Here is a 17,274-nt window from a genome sequence, read left to right on the forward strand (position 1 = left end):
TCATTATTTTGCGTCTATAGTTCGTGACATAATGACTTAATTATATATATGAAAAAGTCTAGTTTACTAAGCCTTGACAGTTTGTCATTACAGGATTTTGATGAAAATTCAGAGTTAATTCCTTTAATGACTCCTGAAGATGAAGAAGAAATAAATAATGAAACGTTACCTGAAACACTACCAATTCTTTCACTTAGAAATACGGTTTTATTTCCTGGTGTTGTAATTCCTATTACAGCAGGAAGAGATAAATCTATAAAACTTATCAATGATGCTAATAAAGGAAATAAAGTTATTGGAGTTGTTTCTCAAAAGGATGAAACTGTAGAAAACCCTAAAGCAAATGATATTCATGAAACAGGCACTGTAGCTAGAATTCTAAGAGTTCTTAAAATGCCTGATGGTAATACTACTGTTATTATTCAAGGAAAAAAACGTTTTAAAGTTGCCGAAGTAATCACAGAAGAACCTTACATGAATGCGACCATTCGTGAAGTTCCTGAAGCTCGTCCTGCAACAAGTAATAAAGAGTTTGATGCAATTATAGACTCAATTAAAGATTTAGCTTTACAGATTATTAAGGATAGCCCAAATATTCCTAGCGAAGCATCTTTTGCCATTAAAAATATTGAAAGCAATTCATTTTTAATAAACTTTGTGTCTTCTAATATGAATTTATCTGTGAAGGAAAAGCAGAGCTTATTAGAAAATAACGACCTCAAACAACGTGCTTTACAAACCTTAAAGTACATGAATGTTGAGTTTCAAAAGCTTGAACTTAAAAACGATATTCAGTTAAAGGTTCAAAGCGATATGAATCAACAACAACGTGAATATTTCTTGCATCAACAAATGAAAACAATTCAAGAGGAACTTGGAGGAGTGAATCATGATGAAGAAATTGAAGAAATGATGGCGCGTGCTAAGGATAAAAAATGGGACGAAAAAGTGGCTAAACATTTCAATAAGGAAGTCGCTAAAATGCAACGTATGAATCCGCAAGTTGCCGAGTATTCGATTCAGCGCAATTATTTGGATTTATTTTTAGACTTGCCTTGGAATGATTTTAGTAAAGATAAATTCGATTTAAAACGTGCTAAGAAAATTTTAAATCGCGATCATTATGGACTTGATGATGTGAAGCGAAGAATTATCGAACACTTAGCTGTCATAAAGCTACGTAACGATATGAAGTCGCCAATTCTTTGTCTTTATGGTCCTCCAGGTGTTGGAAAAACCTCACTTGGAAAATCTATTGCCGAAGCTTTAGGTAGAGAATATGTGCGTATGTCTCTTGGTGGTTTACGCGATGAGGCTGAAATTCGTGGTCATAGAAAAACCTATATTGGGGCTATGCCTGGACGTATCCTTCAGAGTTTAAAGAAAGCAGGAACTGCTAATCCTGTCTTTGTATTAGATGAAATTGATAAATTGTCTAACTCTCATCAAGGTGATCCTTCTTCTGCAATGTTAGAGGTGTTAGATCCTGAGCAGAATAGCGAGTTTTATGATAACTTTTTAGAAATGGGCTTCGACCTTTCTAAGGTTATGTTTATAGCAACATCTAATAGTTTATCAACCATTCAGCCTGCTTTACGTGACAGAATGGAAATTATTAATGTTACTGGTTATACTATTGAAGAAAAAGTTGAAATAGCAAAACGTCATTTGCTTCCTAAACAATTAAAAGAGCATGGTTTAACCGAAAAAGAATTAAAAATAGGTAAACCTCAATTAGAAAAAATAGTTGAAGGCTATACTCGAGAATCTGGAGTTCGTGGTTTAGAAAAGCAAATTGCCAAAATGGTTCGATATGCTGCTAAAAACATTGCGATGGAAGAAGCGTATGACATAAAAGTGTCTAATGAAGCTATTATTGAAGTACTTGGTGGTCCAAAATTAGAGCGTGATAAATACGAAAATAATAATGTAGCTGGAGTAGTTACTGGATTAGCATGGACTAGAGTAGGAGGCGATATTTTGTTTATTGAATCCATCCTTTCTAAAGGAAAAGGAACCATGACTATTACTGGTAATCTAGGAAAAGTCATGAAAGAGTCTGCAACTATAGCTATGGAGTATATTAAAGCTAATGCAGATGCATTAGGCGTAAATCCTGATGTTTTTGATAAATATAATGTACATATTCATGTGCCAGAAGGGGCTACTCCAAAAGATGGTCCAAGTGCAGGAGTGACTATGTTAACGTCTTTAGTGTCTTTATTTACCCAAAAGAAAGTGAAGAAAAGTTTAGCAATGACTGGAGAAATTACCTTACGTGGGAAAGTTTTACCAGTTGGTGGAATAAAAGAAAAAATATTGGCTGCAAAACGTGCAAGAATAAAAGAAATATTACTTTGCGAAGAGAATAGACGTGATATTGAAGAAATTAAGCCAGAATATTTAAAAGGTTTAACCTTTCATTATGTTTCTGATATGAAAGATGTTATCGATATTGCTGTTACTAATTCAAAAGTGAAGAATTATAAAAAATTATAACCATGAGGTCTGTATTGTTTTTTTTATTGTGTTTTATTTCAGTTCACTCTTTTTCTCAAGAGGCAGAAATTGGAGATGAATTTCTTCCTATAAATTTAGAAGGAAAAGAGGCGTTCTTATCAACTAAAACTGGAGAGTACGTATATAGAAGCCATGCTGATACAGACGTATCTATGCTTAAGACTACAGATGCTGGTGTCATTTATACAGACATCAAGATTCATACAGTAGCTAAAAGAGAAAATATTTCGAAGATTGCAAAAAAATACGGCTTAAATCAAGACGAATTAATGACACAAAATAACTTGACTACTACTAAATTAAGTATTGGTCAAGAATTAAAAATCATTAAAAAAATTGTAGTCGAATCAAGCAGCCCTGTTATTAGTCAAGAAGAGCCTAAAATTATTGCCAGATTAAATCCAGGGCAAACACCAACAGGTTTAGATGCAGCACCTCCTAATAGAGCACCAATGAGTTCAACTCAAAACATAAATACTCAACAGGTGGAACCAGAAAATAATGACGCAAATTTCCACACTGTGGTCAAAGGTGATAACTTATACAACATTGCCAAAAAACATAATATTACTGTAGAAACTTTGATGAAAGTAAACAATCTGACTTCAAATAATTTAAGTATTGGTCAAAAGCTAAAGCTTAAATAAAAATATTTATTGCATAACGACGTTTTAAGTTAGATTTAGTTACTTTGCATCTTTATGAAAAAGAATTTTTTTACTTGTTTTTGCCTCATCTTTATGATGTCTTCTTATGCACAATTAGGAGGTGAAACCACGTATCAATTTCTGAATTTAGTCTCTTCGCCTCGTCAAGCTGCACTTGGAGGAAAAGTGCTTACCAATGTTGATTATGATGTAACTCAAGCCATTTATAATCCATCGACGATTAATTTAGATATGGATAACCAGTTGGCAGTTAACTATTCTAGTTATTTAGGAGGAATAAATTATGGAACCGCAGCTTACGGATATACTTACGATAGACGTAACCAAACGTTTCATATTGGAATGACCTATATTAATTACGGACAATTTGATGGCTATGATGAGCAAGGCTTAGAAACAGGCTCTTTTACTGGAAGTGAAGCCGCTTTGTCTATTGGTCATGCACGACAAATAGGATACTCTGACTTTTATTTAGGTGGAAACCTTAAATTTATTACTTCTACGTTAGAACAATATAATTCTTTTGGTGTAGCAGTAGATGCTGGACTACTATATATTAATGAAGATATTGAATTTCAAGCGACACTCGTTGTTAGAAATTTCGGAACGCAAATAAAAACCTATGCTGGTCAAAATGAACCTTTACCTTTTGAAGTCGATTTTGGAATGTCTCAAACCTTAGAGAATGTGCCAGTTCGTTGGCATCTAACTTTTGAGAACTTACAAAAATGGCCAATAGGAAGCCCAAATCCAGCTAGAGCTGAAACAGATTTAGAAGGCAATCAAACCCAAGAAAAAGTAGGCTTTTTTAATCAAGTTTTACGCCACACCATAATTGGCGCAGAGTTGTTTCCAGAAGGAGGTTTTCAAATAAGAGTTGGCTATAACTTTAGAAGATCAGAAGAGCTAAGAATCATAGATCAACGTAATTTTTCAGGAATATCAGCAGGAATATCTTTAAAGATAAATAGAATGCGCTTTAGTTATACACACGCAAAATATACATCTGCTGCAAACGCTAACTTTTTTGGTTTACAGATTGATTTAGATAACTACTAATGAAGAACATTACAATTGCTATAGACGGATTTTCCTCAACAGGTAAAAGTACTGTTGCAAAGCAAGTTGCGAATCATTTAGGCTATGTTTATGTAGATTCAGGAGCGATGTATCGTGCAGTAACATTGTACGCTATGCAAAATAATTTCATTGATGAAAATCACTTTGATATTGAAGGTCTAGTTTCAAGTTTACCAGAAGTAAACATCAGTTTTACCTTTAATAAAGATTTAGGGTTTGCTGAAGTATATTTAAATGGAAAAAACGTTGAAAAACTCATTAGAACAATGGAAGTTTCCAGTTTTGTTAGTCAAGTAGCAACCATTCCAGAAGTTCGTTATCAACTAGTAAAACAGCAACAGCTCTTGGGTAAAGATGTTGGTGTGGTTATGGATGGTCGTGATATTGGAACTGTTGTTTTTCCTTATGCCGAATTAAAAATATTTATGACTGCTTCTGCTGAAGTTAGAGCAGAACGCCGATTTCAAGAGCTTATTAATCGAGGAGATAAAGTTAAGTATGTAGACGTTTTACACAATGTGCAAGAGCGAGATTATATAGATTCTCATAGAAAAGATTCACCTTTAGTTAAAGCCGAAGACGCCATAGAAATAGATAATTCAAATTTAACTTTAGACCAGCAACTAGAAAAAGTACTACAATTAGTTGCTATGGCTATAGAAGACACTGAATAAATCCTTCATTTTCACTTAATAAACATTTGGCATTCAAAAATATAATTGTATTTTTGCACTCCTTTTAGCGAATAGTCGGAAAGATAAAAGGAATAAAAAGAACAATTTTTAACACTTCTGTGTGCCTCGCTTTACATCTTCCGAAATCATACAGAATACAAATTTTAAATCAGCACATGGCTGAAAAAGCAAAAAAAGCGGAAGTTGAAGCAACTGAAGCAACAACTGTTGAAGCTCCAGTAGCAACTGAAACAGCAGTAGAAACTAAAGCTCCAGAAGTCTCTGAAGCACAAGCAAATCCAGAAAAATTCTTAAAAGATTTCAATTGGCATAACTACCAAGAAGGTATTGATGAAGTTGAAGATTCTCAATTAAAAGAATTTGAAAAATTAGTAGCAGAAAATTTCGTTGATACTTTAGATGACGAAGTTGTTGAAGGTGAAGTGATTCATATTACAGATCGTGATGCTATTATAGACATTAACGCAAAATCTGAAGGCGTTATCTCATTAAACGAATTTCGTTACAATCCTGACTTAAAAGTTGGTGATAAAGTTGAAGTATTAATTGATGTACGTGAAGACGCAACAGGACAATTAGTATTATCTCACAGAAAAGCTAGAGTAATTAAAGCTTGGGATCGTGTGAATAATGCACATGATACTGGAGAAATCGTTAACGGTTTTGTAAAATGTAGAACTAAAGGTGGAATGATTGTAGATGTATTTGGTATTGAAGCATTCTTACCAGGTTCGCAAATTGATGTTAAACCAATTAGAGATTACGATCAGTACGTCAATAAAACTATGGAATTTAAAGTTGTGAAAATAAATCACGAATTTAAAAACGTAGTCGTATCTCATAAAGCTTTAATTGAAGCTGATATTGAAATACAAAAGAAAGAAATTATTGGTCAATTAGAAAAAGGTCAAGTTTTAGAAGGTGTAGTTAAAAACATTACGTCTTATGGAGTATTTATTGATCTTGGTGGTGTAGACGGATTAATTCATATTACAGATCTTTCATGGTCTCGTATTAATCATCCGAACGAAATTGTTGAATTAGACCAAAAACTTAATGTTGTAATTCTTGATTTTGATGAAAACAAATCTAGAATCCAATTAGGTCTTAAACAATTATCTAAACATCCTTGGGATGCCTTAGGAGAAGAAGTGAAAGTTGGTGACAAAGTAAAAGGTAAAGTTGTAGTCATTGCAGATTACGGTGCATTTATTGAAGTTGCTGAAGGTGTTGAAGGCTTAGTTCACGTGAGTGAAATGTCTTGGTCAACGCATTTACGTTCTGCTCAAGATTTCGTTTCTGTAGGTGATGTTATTGAAGCTCAAATCTTAACTTTAGATAGAGAAGATCGTAAAATGTCGCTTGGTATCAAGCAATTAGCTCCAGATCCATGGACAGATATTACCTCAAAATATCCTGTAGGTTCTAAACATACTGGAACAGTTCGTAACTTTACAAACTTTGGTGTTTTTGTTGAATTAGAAGAAGGTATTGACGGATTAATTTATATCTCAGATTTATCTTGGACTAAGAAAATTAAGCATCCTAGTGAGTTTACAAATGTAGGCGATAAGTTAGATGTTGTGGTTCTTGAATTAGATGTTGAAGGACGTAAATTATCTTTAGGTCACAAACAAACTACTGAAAATCCTTGGGATAAATACGAAACTGAATTTGCTTTAGATACAGTGCATACAGCAGAAATTGCTGAAGTTGTAGATAAAGGAGCAACTATTGAATTTAACGAAGATATCGTTGCTTTTGTGCCTTCACGTCACCTTGAAAAAGAAGATGGTAAAAAACTGAAGAAAGGCGAATCAGCTGAATTTAAGATTATCGAATTTAATAAAGAATTTAAAAGAGTAGTAGCTTCTCATACTGCAATCTTTAGAGAAGAAGAAATCAAAAATGTAAAAGAAGCTGTTAAGAAAGCTGCAAGTCAAGCTGCAGAGGCTAAACCAACTTTAGGTGATGCTAATGAAGCTTTACAAGCACTTAAAGATAAATTAGACGGAAAAAAATAAGTTTCCAAACTATTTATAAAACTAAAGCCTTTCAGAAATGAAAGGCTTTTTTGTTTCTAATCTATTCAATTACCTTTTAACTTCTAAAATTTTAGTTTAACTTTGTCCTCCAAATACGTTTGGATATTTTATGAGTCAGAAAGTGTTACTTAACGCAAAAGCCATTAACATCATTCTTCATCGATTGGCTTGTCAACTTATTGAAAATCATAACGACTTTACAAATACAGTTTTAATTGGTATTCAACCTCGAGGAAAATACTTAGCTAACCGTTTAGTGTCACTACTTGAAAACGATTATAAAATAAAGAATTTAAAATTAGGTCATTTAGATATTACATTCTATCGTGACGATTTTAGAAGAAGCGAAAAACCACTCGAAGCAAATTCTACTGAAATGGATTGTATTGTAGATAATAAAAAAGTAGTCTTTATCGATGATGTTTTATATACTGGACGAAGCATTCGTGCTGCACTTACTGCAATTCAGTCGTTTGGACGACCTAAGGAAATTGAATTATTAACGTTAATTGATAGACGATTTAGTAGACATTTACCTATTCAACCAGATTATAGAGGACGACAAGTAGATGCTATTAACGAAGAAAAAGTAAAAGTCAATTGGACTGAAAATGATGGTGAAGATTCAGTGTATTTAATTAATAATTAAACTATGAGCGAATTAAGTGTCAACCACTTATTAGGAATTAAATATCTTAACAAACAAGATATACAACTCATTTTTGAAACTGCTGATCATTTTAAAGAAGTGATTAACAGACCAATTAAAAAAGTGCCTTCGCTGCGTGATATTACGATTGCTAATCTGTTTTTTGAAAACTCTACAAGAACCAAATTGTCTTTTGAACTTGCTGAAAAACGCTTGTCTGCAGATGTTATTAATTTTTCAGCTTCTCAGTCTTCAGTAAAAAAAGGAGAAACATTAATTGATACTGTAAACAATATCCTATCGATGAAAGTAGATATGGTAGTTATGCGTCATCCAAACCCTGGAGCTGGTGTCTTTTTATCTAAGCATGTAAACGCAAGTATCATTAATGCTGGAGATGGAGCACATGAACATCCTACACAAGCTTTATTAGATTCTTATTCTATTCGAGAACGACTTGGAGAAGTTAAAGGAAAAAACGTCGTGATTGTTGGTGATATATTACATAGTCGAGTGGCCTTATCCAACATATTTGCATTACAATTACAAGGTGCTAATGTGATGGTCTGTGGACCTAAAACACTCATTCCAAAACATATAGATAAGCTAGGTGTAAAAGTAGAAACTAATTTACGTAAAGCACTAAATTGGTGTGATGTTGCCAACATGCTTCGAGTACAAAATGAACGCATGGATGTGAGTTATTTCCCTACGACTAGAGAATACACACAACAGTTTGGAGTCGATAAGGCTTTATTAGATGCTTTAGATAAAGAAATAACCATCATGCATCCTGGACCTATAAATCGTGGTGTAGAAATTACTAGCGATGTTGCCGATTCTAAACAAGCCATTATTTTAGATCAAGTACAAAATGGTGTTGCCATTAGGATGGCAGTAATTTATTTATTAGCTTCAAAAATAAAACAGTAAATTATGATTTTTGATAAAGACGGAAATATTTCTATTATTACTCAAGAGAAAGCTTCTATTATAGAGCTAGTTAAAAAATTAGATGTATTATATGATCGTTTTAAGAACGATAATATTATTGTTAACTTAACGAGTTTAAAGCCCATCCTGTTGGAAGACATTGTTGAATTTCTTCAAATATCTAATACTCATAGAAAGGCGAAACACTCGTTTGTAATTGTAACAGATAAAATTGATTTGGATATAACTCCAGATGAAATAGTAGTCGTTCCAACGATACAAGAAGCATACGACATCATCGAAATGGAAGATATAGAACGCGATTTAGGGTTCTAATATCCATGTTTAACTGCTGAGTCGTTTGGCATTTTAGTTAGCGACTTATACAACATATAACTTTTCAACGTTACAAAACTAAATGAAACTAAGCATTTTAGGCTGTTATAGTGCGACACCAAGAGTAAACACCAATCCTACTGCTCAAGTTCTAGACATCAATAATCACATGTTTTTAATTGACTGTGGCGAAGGCACTCAAGTACAATTGCGGAAACATAAAATTAAGTTTAATCGAATTAAACATATTTTTATTTCACATTTACATGGTGATCATTTTTTTGGATTAGTCGGATTAATTTCGACATTCAGATTATTAACTCGTGAAACCGATTTGCATATTTATGCACCTAAAGGATTAAAAGAAGTGGTTACGCTTCAAATGAAATTAGCAAATTCTTGGACTAATTATAAGCTTATTTTTCATGAATTAAACTCAAAAACATCTGAATTAATTTTTGAAGATAATAAGGTAGAAGTGCATACAATTCCTTTAGATCATCGTGTATATACTAATGGCTTTTTATTTAAAGAAAAAAAAGGCGAACGTAAATTAGATATCACTGAAGCTGAAAAAGCAAATATTAATGTGGCCTATTATAGAAAATTAAAACAAGGTCATGATGTAGTTAATGAAGATGATGTTTTAATTATGAATGAAAGTGTTACGCTTCCTGCAAATCCACCTAAGAGTTATGCTTTTTGTAGTGATACAGCTTATTCTGAAGCAATTATACCAATAATTCAAAATGTAGATGTCTTATATCATGAATCTACTTTTTTAGATAAAAATGAAAGTTTAGCTCAACCTACCAAGCATAGTACAGCAAAACAAGCAGCAATGATTGCTAAAAAGGCTAATGTTGGCCAATTAATACTTGGACATTATTCTACTCGATATGATAATTTAGTGGACTTTAAAACTGAAGCCTTAACAATATTTAAAAATGTTGAACTTGCGGAAGATGGCAAAACGTTTGAGTTTTAGCTTATTCTTTAAACTCATCTAAATTTAAAATCCAAGAAACAGCTTCCTCAAGAGAATCAGCACGTTTAACACTTTTTGAAGAAAACTGCTTTTCTAGAGTTGCGTTTATATAGTTTAAATCTGAATAATAAACTGTTGCACTAGCAATGATAAAATCGTAGTTTTCAAAAAACTTACTCCAAAGGTTAGGTTCAAAAGAATATGAGTTTGTCTTATTAGAAATATATCCAATTTTATAGTTTTCACCATAATGTAACAAAATGACTTTAATCGCTTCTTTAATTTTAGACCAGCTTAGATGAATGCCATAATTCATTTCAGCAATGACAAATTTTTCAAAGAGATAAAATTCACCAAAATCAAGAGTTATTTTTGTAAATGGATATTGGTTGCTAAGGGCAGATTCTTCGAATTTCATTAGGGTAGTTTAGGGACAGTGAAGTTACATAATTTGATTTAATAAACAAATTCTATTCACTTTCGACATACCTTTTAAACTGAAACATCCATTTATTGACTTGATTTTTAAATAGTTTAGGGAATAACTTTACCATTAAATTGATTATAAAACCATTAAATTTTATGTAGTGTATTTCTGAAACATAACGCGTCTTTTCGTCACTTAATGGGATGAATTTCACATTCATAGTATTCGTAGTATGTTTATGCTCATATAAACCTTGAAATTCATTTGGAAGCTTATTTATCTGTATGGTTTCAAGAAGTTCTAATTTTTTATAAGTCATTTTTGATTGTGCTCCAACTGTGTTAAGGGTTCCACTTAAAAGTTCTTTACTAATAAATCCGTCTTGAAAATGATGTTGTTTTTCAGGGTTAAGGAATATAGATACGACTTTATCTCTTGGAGCATTAATGTCTGTTGAGCAAGTAAATTTCATAAAATAAATAGTTTCTATAAAGTTAATTAAATAATCATATTCTATTTAATTTTAAAAACTTGTAAATTGCATGCTATGGAAAACGACTTAGGAAATTATAGAAAATCTTATGAAAAAGGAGCTCTTTTATTAAAAGATGTTCCAGAGAATCCAATGGAATTATTTCAAAAATGGTTTTATGAGGTTGATACTCATTTTCCTATCGATGAGACGAATGCGATGACCTTGTCAACTATGGGTTTAGATGGCTTTCCTAAGGGTAGAGTAGTACTATTAAAAAAATTCACTTATGAAGGCTTTATTTTTTATACAAATTACTTAAGTGAAAAAGGGAATGCTATAGACGCAAACCCAAATGTATGTCTATCCTTTTTCTGGCATGGCGCAGAACGACAAATTATTATAAAAGGAAAGGCTGAAAAAATTTCAAAAAACCTTAGTGATGGTTATTTTGAATCTAGACCAAGAGGAAGTCAACTAGGTGCTATAGTTTCAAATCAGAGTCAGCCAATTCACTCAAGAGCAGAACTTGAAGATAAGTTAAAACAATTAGAGCATGATTTTGAGGGGAAAGACATTCCTCGTCCAGATTTTTGGGGAGGTTATATTGTTAAACCTGTTGAAATTGAGTTTTGGCAAGGTCGAGCCAATCGCCTACATGATAGAATTCACTATAAGCTTGATTCATCCTTTAATTGGAACAAAAACCGTTTATCTCCTTAATTTCATCGATTAAATACACTAAAAATGTCATAAAAAGTGCATTTCATCGATTATCTGTATTAAAAATCGACAAAACGCATGCTTTTTATCGATTTTAACATTTTATTAACATATTGTTTTCACTTGGTTGGTATATTTATAATCCCAAATCTAAATAAACCTACTTATGAAACCCTCTACGTTGTTGCCTGTATTGGCATTATTTGTAATTTTTTTATCTTCATGTTCAACAGATAGCATAGACGATAAAGCACAGAATGTAAACAATGACTATGTAGTTCCTGAAACCAAAGTTATTGAAGTTGAAATTCTTGAACTTATTAATGATTATAGATTAAGCGCTGGTTTAAACCCTCTTACTGATTTAGGAGTGATTAAATCTCAAGCTTTTGATCATACTGATTATATGATTCAGAATAGTAATATTTCTCATGATAATTTTACGAATAGAAGAAACTTTTTAACAGCTAACGCTGGAGCAAGAAAGGTGTCTGAAAATGTAGCTTATGGTTATAGCACTGCAAGCTCTGTTGTTGCTGCTTGGATTGCTAGTGATAGCCATAGAGATGCTATAGAAGGCGATTATACACATTTTGATATCTCTGCAGAGCAAGATGCTGATGGTTATTGGTATTTTACTAATATCTTTATTAAGAAATAATTAATAGCACAATTATATATTTAATTAAAGCCACTCAATGAGTGGCTTTTTAATTTAGCATAAACTTATAAAGGTTTGTTATATCATTGATGTATAAGCTTTATTATAGGCTTCTATAAGTTTATATTATTTATGATCTAGATGATATTATTTGCGTTTATCATATACCATCAGATGTTTATTCTATGCGAAGTTAGTTTAGGTATTAGTGAACTTAGAATTTCATGATGTATCCATATTAAGATGTGTCATTATCTTAAACTGAAGTATTTAGTAATTGATTAAGTGTTTAAAAATAGTAGAGTACACTATAAAGTATTAGATTAAGTATAAAATAGACTATTATAAAATGATGCTATGTATAAAAAGCAAAAGCCACTCCTAAGAGTGGCTTTTTAAGTATATGATGCTGTTAGGGAAGTTTTATAAACTTTGAATTAACACTAGCACCTTATACTTTATCTATAATCATTGGTAATAATAAATTTAGATCTTCTGTTCTCTTGATGCTTAGCTTCAGAGCATTTCACACCATTTGAACATTCATTAAGTAATTGCTTTTCACCATAACCTATAGCACTTTCTAATCTGTTTGCCGAAATGCCTCTAGATATGATATAGTCTCTAGTAGATTTTGCGCGCTTGTCTGATAATTTTTCATTGTAAGCATCACGTCCACGACTATCTGTATGAGCTTCAATTTTAATAATCATTTTTGGATGATTATTCATAATTGTTACTATGTTTTCTAGTTCGTAAGCAGCATCAGTTCTAATATTCGATTTGTCGTAATCAAAGAAAATAGGGTTAATTACAATTTCATTATTGACAATAAAAGGCGTTAAAATTAAATCCTGTACTTGCTCTTCATCAGCAACATTAGAAGTTTCAATTTCTTTTTGATCATCTCTATAGTCCTCTTTACTACCAATCAAAATATATTTCTTTTCACAATCAACATCAAATTTGTATTCACCAAGCTCGTTAGCCGTAATTTCTTCAAGGACTTTACCATTTTCGTCTAGTAATTTTACAGTAGCTTCTGGAAGAGGTAATAGACTAATCTTATCTTTTACCACACCTTTAATACTTTGCTTACATTTAAATGAACTGAATTGATAAATATCATCACCACCACTACCATCAGCTCTATTTGATGAGATAAATCCTGTATCTTTTTCTGAATCAATAAAAAATGCAAAATCATCAAATCTACTATTAAAAGGCGCACCTAAGTTTTCAGGGTTTGCGTTTTCATCTTTTATAATATTAGATTTAAAGACATCTAATAAACCTAAATTGATATGACCATCAGAAGAAAAATATAGCGTACTATCTTTAGCAACAAATGGAAACATTTCTCTACCAGGAGTATTAATTTTTGGTCCTAAATTTTGAGGTTCACCATATTCGCCATCACCTTTAATTTCTACACTGTAAATATCTGTTTCTCCAAGGCCACCTTCACGATCAGACACAAAGTATAAGGTTTTGTTATCAACACTTAAGGCTGGGTGACCAGTAGAGTGCACTTTATCATTAAAAGGAAGTTCTACAACATCTTTCCAACTCTCACCAGAACGACTTGCACTATAAAGTTTTAAATGTGTAGTACCATCTTTATCAGATGCTAGTTTATTTCTTTTATTGATATTATCTCTAGTAAAATATATAGTTTGGCCATCTTCAGTAATTGCTACAGTAGCTTCATGAAATTCGGTATTAATTTCATCAGAAATAGACTTAGCGTTTTCAATTTCTGCTTCATCGCCTTCATTAATATCTGCTACAAATATGTCAAGGAATGGCTCTTCGTTCCATTTATAAACTTTTGCTTTTCCATTTTCGTCTGAAATTTTAGTAGATGCGAAATAGTATTTTCCATCATGAACATAACCACCAAATTCAGAGTATTCTGTATTAATTCCTACGGCAGAAAACTTTATGTATTTTCCTTCAGTAGAAGATAGTTCTTCATATTTAGAAAGGTCCATTACTTCAAATTCTTCAGCACGTTTATCATTAGTTTGCAACTCTTTAAATTTAGTAAGCCATGTGTTAGCAGCTTCATAATCGCCTATACTTCTTAAAGATTGGATATATTTATAGATATATTCAGGGTTAATTTTCTTGTATTTATTTACAGCTTTTCCATACCACAACGCAGCTTTTTCAGAATTAGAATTATTGTAATAGCAATCTCCTAATCGCGTAAGGACATGCTCACTACTATCTCCTTTAGTTACAGCAGCTTCATAGAGTTCACTTGCTTTTATATACGCATAATCTCTAAAGTATTTATCTGCTATATTTTCTTGTGAAAATAGTGCAGTAGTACTAAGCGCTATAATTAATAATATAACTTTTGTTTTCATTTGTAGGTTGTCTTTTATTATTTAGAAATCATTCGTATATAAAAATTTCAATGGTTTAGAAATTAATATAATACTCATTTATTACTATTCTTTTAGAAATATCTAGGTGATTTGATACGTTTAATTTTAAATACTTCAAACATCAATAAAATTTCATGCGAACCACCTGTATAGTCATTTATATCTGACAGAGGATATTCATAGGCATAACCTATTCTTAATTGTTTTGAAATTTGAAAATCTGCTAAAGCTCCTAAAGCAGAAGTATAATTATTGATTCTGTAGGATCCTCCCAACCAAAGTTTTTCATGAAATAAGAAATTGGCTGTAATATCATAAGATAAAGGTGCTCCATTTGTAGCTTTTATTAAAGCCGCAGGTTTAAACTTTGTATTATCGCTTAAATTGAAGACATAACCACCTGTAAAATAATAGCTAATACGTTCTAAAGCTTCATATTGAACACCACTAGAGTTTCCTTGTTTATTATAATCTGTATTTAAGACTCTTGGTGCAGATAAACCAATATACCATTTTTGACTATGCCAAAAGAAACCAACACCTATATTAGGGCTCCAGCGATCTTCAATACCATATATCGAAGGATCATCAGGTTCATCACCTCTTAACTCATTACTCAAACTATATTGAGTAAATCCTGCTTTTAAACCAAAAGCTAACTTTGTTTTTTCTCCGGTATTTATAGTATACGAAAAATCGCCATATAAATAAGAGAAATTTTGGTAACCTAATTTATCATTAATGAATGATATACCAACACCAATTTTTTCGTTTCTTAATGGTGTATTAGCAGTAAGTGTTTGAGTAATAGGTCCGCCTTTAAAGCCTACCCATTGACTTCTATGAAGTCCGATTACACTTAGTGTTTCTCTACTTCCTGCATAAGCAGGGTTGATTGCTATTGTGTTATACATATATTGCGTAAACTGTGGTAATTGTTGTGCAATTCCAACCGTACAGCTTAGCAAAGCAAATGCTACAATATAGTTTTTAATAAGTTTCATAGGTTATAGTATATTTATTTGGTTCCTACGTAGATATATCCATTTATTGGATCTATTCCACTGTCTTTTAAAGTCACTATGTAATAATATGTTCCATCAGGAACTGTATTTGCTCCTCCAATAGAGTTTTGATGAGCAGCTCCATTCCAATCGTTTTGATAATCATGAGATTCATAAATTAATGCTCCCCAACGATTAAATAATTTCACATCTATTGTATATCCACAAAGCTCAATACCAGCAACTTCAAAGAATTCGTTGTATTGGTCACCATTAGGTGTTACAGCTTTAGAAATATCTACATTATCTAAACTACAGTTTAATACAAAACATCTGTCATGTACTTCAACAGTTACTTCAACATAAGTTGGACAAGCTGAATCGTTTTCAGTATAACTGAACGAGTAGAATCCAAGATCAACAGAAAGCGGATCAAATAAACTACCATTTATAGTAGCATCACCATCAATTACTTCCCAAGTACCACTATCATCATAGTAACCATCTAATAAGTCGAATAAATCTAATACCTGAGCTTCTTCTGGACTAGCATTACATAATGCGATGTCATTTGCAGAAACCGAAGTGTTTTGTAGTGTCATCATTGCATATATAACAGTTTCATTACCACACTCATCAGTAATAGTATATTCTACATCTAACATGCCTCCTAATCCAGGAGCAGATGTTAAGTTACCAAAGTCATAATCAGATGTCACTTGACCAGTAAAGTCTGCGTCACAACCATCAGATGTACAAGCTTCTAATGCTGCAATATTAGCTGCATTCCAAGCATCAGCAATAGCTTCATTGTTTTCACCATCACATTCTAATACTTCATCGGTTACGTCACAACTAGATAAGTCTGGAGGTGTTGTATCTTCAAGTGTTAATGTCGCCATTATACTTGCGCTATTGCCACAATCGTCTGCCACTGTATAAGTTACAGCAATCGTACCACCAAGACCACAAGTTGACACTAGGTTGTTAAAGTCATAATCAGAAGTTACAGCATATGTTGCATCAGCATCACAGCCATCAATTGGACAAACTGTTAAGGCATCAATATTAGCTTGATTCCATGCATCAGCAATATCTTCATTATCTGATCCATTACATTCTAAAGTTTCATCAATAACCTCAGTACAAACAGTTAAGTCTGGAGGTGTTGTATCTTCAAGTGTTAATGTCGCCATTATACTTGCGTTATTGCCACAATCGTCTGCCACTGTATAAGTGACAGCAATCGTACCACCAAGACCACAAGTTGATACTAGGTTGGTAAAGTTATAATCAGAAGTCACGGTATAAGTTGCATCGATATCACAGTCATCACCAGGACAAACCATTAAGGCATCAATATTAGCTTGATTCCACTCATTAGCAATATCTTCATTATCTGATCCATTACATTCTAAAGTTTCATCAACAACCTCAGTACAAACAGTTAAGTCTGGAGGAGTAGAATCTTCTAAAGTTAAAGTAACCGTAATAGTCGCTTCATTACCACAATCATCTGCCACTGTATAAGTTACAGGTAGAGCACCACCAGCACCACACGCATTAGATGTATCTAAGTTATTGAAGTCATAATCAGAAGTTACTGTATAAGTTGCATCGATATCACAGTCATCACCAGGACAAACCATTAAGGCATCAATATTAGCTTGATTCCAC

16 protein-coding genes are annotated in these 17,274 nt (G+C 32.4%); 11 read left to right on the forward strand and 5 right to left on the reverse strand.

The genetic code is table 11. The features are described 5' to 3' along the window. Nucleotides 1–48: 48 nt before the first annotated feature. The 9 genes from lon (at nt 49) to ACFS5M_RS13890 (ending at nt 9,914) form a co-directional block, all read left to right on the forward strand. Complete coding sequence (lon, locus tag ACFS5M_RS13850; RefSeq protein WP_183489475.1) at nt 49–2,499, forward strand: endopeptidase La; 2,451 nt, start codon at nt 49–51, stop codon at nt 2,497–2,499. Between the two features lie 2 nt (nt 2,500–2,501). Beyond that, nucleotides 2,502–3,167: a LysM peptidoglycan-binding domain-containing protein gene (locus ACFS5M_RS13855; RefSeq protein ID WP_183489478.1), complete on the forward strand. Its 666-nt coding sequence runs from the start codon at nt 2,502–2,504 to the stop codon at nt 3,165–3,167. A 54-nt stretch (nt 3,168–3,221) separates the two neighbouring features. Next, complete coding sequence (gene porQ / locus ACFS5M_RS13860; protein WP_183489481.1) at nt 3,222–4,247, forward strand: type IX secretion system protein PorQ; 1,026 nt, start codon at nt 3,222–3,224, stop codon at nt 4,245–4,247. Then, on the forward strand, nt 4,247–4,942 hold the full coding sequence (gene cmk / locus ACFS5M_RS13865) for a (d)CMP kinase (protein ID WP_183489484.1): 696 nt from the start codon (nt 4,247–4,249) through the stop codon (nt 4,940–4,942). The genes porQ and cmk overlap by 1 nt, the downstream gene beginning before the upstream one ends. 176 nt (nt 4,943–5,118) lie before the next feature. Next, entirely contained in the window at nt 5,119–6,987 is a 1,869-nt protein-coding gene (gene rpsA, locus ACFS5M_RS13870) for a 30S ribosomal protein S1 (protein WP_183489486.1), read from the forward strand. A gap of 130 nt (nt 6,988–7,117) precedes the next feature. Continuing rightward, nucleotides 7,118–7,657 carry a bifunctional pyr operon transcriptional regulator/uracil phosphoribosyltransferase PyrR gene (gene pyrR, locus ACFS5M_RS13875; protein WP_183489489.1) on the forward strand — a complete coding sequence of 180 codons (540 nt, stop codon included), beginning with the start codon at nt 7,118–7,120 and terminating at the stop codon, nt 7,655–7,657. Between the two features lie 3 nt (nt 7,658–7,660). Beyond that, complete coding sequence (locus ACFS5M_RS13880) at nt 7,661–8,590, forward strand: aspartate carbamoyltransferase catalytic subunit (protein WP_183489492.1); 930 nt, start codon at nt 7,661–7,663, stop codon at nt 8,588–8,590. 3 nt (nt 8,591–8,593) lie between these two features. Next, nucleotides 8,594–8,926: a ribonuclease Z gene (locus ACFS5M_RS13885; protein WP_183489495.1), complete on the forward strand. Its 333-nt coding sequence runs from the start codon at nt 8,594–8,596 to the stop codon at nt 8,924–8,926. Between the two features lie 82 nt (nt 8,927–9,008). Further along, nucleotides 9,009–9,914 carry a ribonuclease Z gene (locus ACFS5M_RS13890; protein ID WP_183489498.1) on the forward strand — a complete coding sequence of 302 codons (906 nt, stop codon included), beginning with the start codon at nt 9,009–9,011 and terminating at the stop codon, nt 9,912–9,914. Nucleotide 9,915: 1 nt separating this feature from the next. On the opposite strand, the gene ACFS5M_RS13895 is transcribed toward ACFS5M_RS13890, so the two are convergent. Together ACFS5M_RS13895 and ACFS5M_RS13900 are read right to left on the reverse strand one after the other, a co-directional pair. Beyond that, nucleotides 9,916–10,332, reverse strand: a complete 417-nt coding sequence (locus ACFS5M_RS13895) for a hypothetical protein (RefSeq protein ID WP_183489502.1) — start codon at nt 10,330–10,332, stop codon at nt 9,916–9,918. 52 nt (nt 10,333–10,384) lie between these two features. Continuing rightward, a complete protein-coding gene (locus ACFS5M_RS13900) occupies nt 10,385–10,813 on the reverse strand; it encodes an SRPBCC family protein (RefSeq protein WP_183489505.1) in 429 nt (142 codons plus the stop codon). Nucleotides 10,814–10,888: 75 nt separating this feature from the next. Between ACFS5M_RS13900 and pdxH the strand changes: the two genes are divergently transcribed. Together pdxH and ACFS5M_RS13910 are read left to right on the forward strand one after the other, a co-directional pair. After that, nucleotides 10,889–11,536: a pyridoxamine 5'-phosphate oxidase gene (pdxH, locus tag ACFS5M_RS13905; RefSeq protein WP_183489508.1), complete on the forward strand. Its 648-nt coding sequence runs from the start codon at nt 10,889–10,891 to the stop codon at nt 11,534–11,536. A 166-nt stretch (nt 11,537–11,702) separates the two neighbouring features. Then, nucleotides 11,703–12,197 carry a CAP domain-containing protein gene (locus tag ACFS5M_RS13910; protein ID WP_183489511.1) on the forward strand — a complete coding sequence of 165 codons (495 nt, stop codon included), beginning with the start codon at nt 11,703–11,705 and terminating at the stop codon, nt 12,195–12,197. A 458-nt stretch (nt 12,198–12,655) separates the two neighbouring features. Here ACFS5M_RS13910 and ACFS5M_RS13915 read toward each other — a convergent pair whose 3' ends face one another. The 3 genes from ACFS5M_RS13915 to ACFS5M_RS13925 all read right to left on the reverse strand — a co-directional run. Continuing rightward, nucleotides 12,656–14,572, reverse strand: a complete 1,917-nt coding sequence (locus ACFS5M_RS13915; protein ID WP_183489513.1) for an OmpA family protein — start codon at nt 14,570–14,572, stop codon at nt 12,656–12,658. A gap of 92 nt (nt 14,573–14,664) precedes the next feature. Further along, nucleotides 14,665–15,597 carry a PorP/SprF family type IX secretion system membrane protein gene (locus ACFS5M_RS13920; RefSeq protein ID WP_183489516.1) on the reverse strand — a complete coding sequence of 311 codons (933 nt, stop codon included), beginning with the start codon at nt 15,595–15,597 and terminating at the stop codon, nt 14,665–14,667. A gap of 14 nt (nt 15,598–15,611) precedes the next feature. Then, on the reverse strand, nt 15,612–17,274 hold a 1,663-nt coding region (locus tag ACFS5M_RS13925), incomplete at its 5' end, for a gliding motility-associated C-terminal domain-containing protein (protein WP_379899129.1).

Source organism: Lacinutrix iliipiscaria, from assembly GCF_042686125.1.
GTDB classification, from domain to species: Bacteria; Bacteroidota; Bacteroidia; order Flavobacteriales; family Flavobacteriaceae; genus Oceanihabitans; species Oceanihabitans iliipiscarium.

Excerpts from the sequence above, each read along its gene's own strand:
- lon (WP_183489475.1), top strand. The coding sequence starts at position 49 with ATGAAAAAGTCTAGTTTACTAAGCCTTGACAGTTTGTCATTACAGGAT.
- ACFS5M_RS13855 (WP_183489478.1), top strand. The coding sequence starts at position 2,502 with ATGAGGTCTGTATTGTTTTTTTTATTGTGTTTTATTTCAGTTCACTCT.
- porQ (WP_183489481.1), top strand. The coding sequence starts at position 3,222 with ATGAAAAAGAATTTTTTTACTTGTTTTTGCCTCATCTTTATGATGTCT.
- cmk (WP_183489484.1), top strand. The coding sequence starts at position 4,247 with ATGAAGAACATTACAATTGCTATAGACGGATTTTCCTCAACAGGTAAA.
- rpsA (WP_183489486.1), top strand. The coding sequence starts at position 5,119 with ATGGCTGAAAAAGCAAAAAAAGCGGAAGTTGAAGCAACTGAAGCAACA.
- pyrR (WP_183489489.1), top strand. The coding sequence starts at position 7,118 with ATGAGTCAGAAAGTGTTACTTAACGCAAAAGCCATTAACATCATTCTT.
- ACFS5M_RS13880 (WP_183489492.1), top strand. The coding sequence starts at position 7,661 with ATGAGCGAATTAAGTGTCAACCACTTATTAGGAATTAAATATCTTAAC.
- ACFS5M_RS13885 (WP_183489495.1), top strand. The coding sequence starts at position 8,594 with ATGATTTTTGATAAAGACGGAAATATTTCTATTATTACTCAAGAGAAA.
- ACFS5M_RS13890 (WP_183489498.1), top strand. The coding sequence starts at position 9,009 with ATGAAACTAAGCATTTTAGGCTGTTATAGTGCGACACCAAGAGTAAAC.
- ACFS5M_RS13895 (WP_183489502.1), bottom strand. The coding sequence starts at position 10,332 with ATGAAATTCGAAGAATCTGCCCTTAGCAACCAATATCCATTTACAAAA.
- ACFS5M_RS13900 (WP_183489505.1), bottom strand. The coding sequence starts at position 10,813 with ATGAAATTTACTTGCTCAACAGACATTAATGCTCCAAGAGATAAAGTC.
- pdxH (WP_183489508.1), top strand. The coding sequence starts at position 10,889 with ATGGAAAACGACTTAGGAAATTATAGAAAATCTTATGAAAAAGGAGCT.
- ACFS5M_RS13910 (WP_183489511.1), top strand. The coding sequence starts at position 11,703 with ATGAAACCCTCTACGTTGTTGCCTGTATTGGCATTATTTGTAATTTTT.
- ACFS5M_RS13915 (WP_183489513.1), bottom strand. The coding sequence starts at position 14,572 with ATGAAAACAAAAGTTATATTATTAATTATAGCGCTTAGTACTACTGCA.
- ACFS5M_RS13920 (WP_183489516.1), bottom strand. The coding sequence starts at position 15,597 with ATGAAACTTATTAAAAACTATATTGTAGCATTTGCTTTGCTAAGCTGT.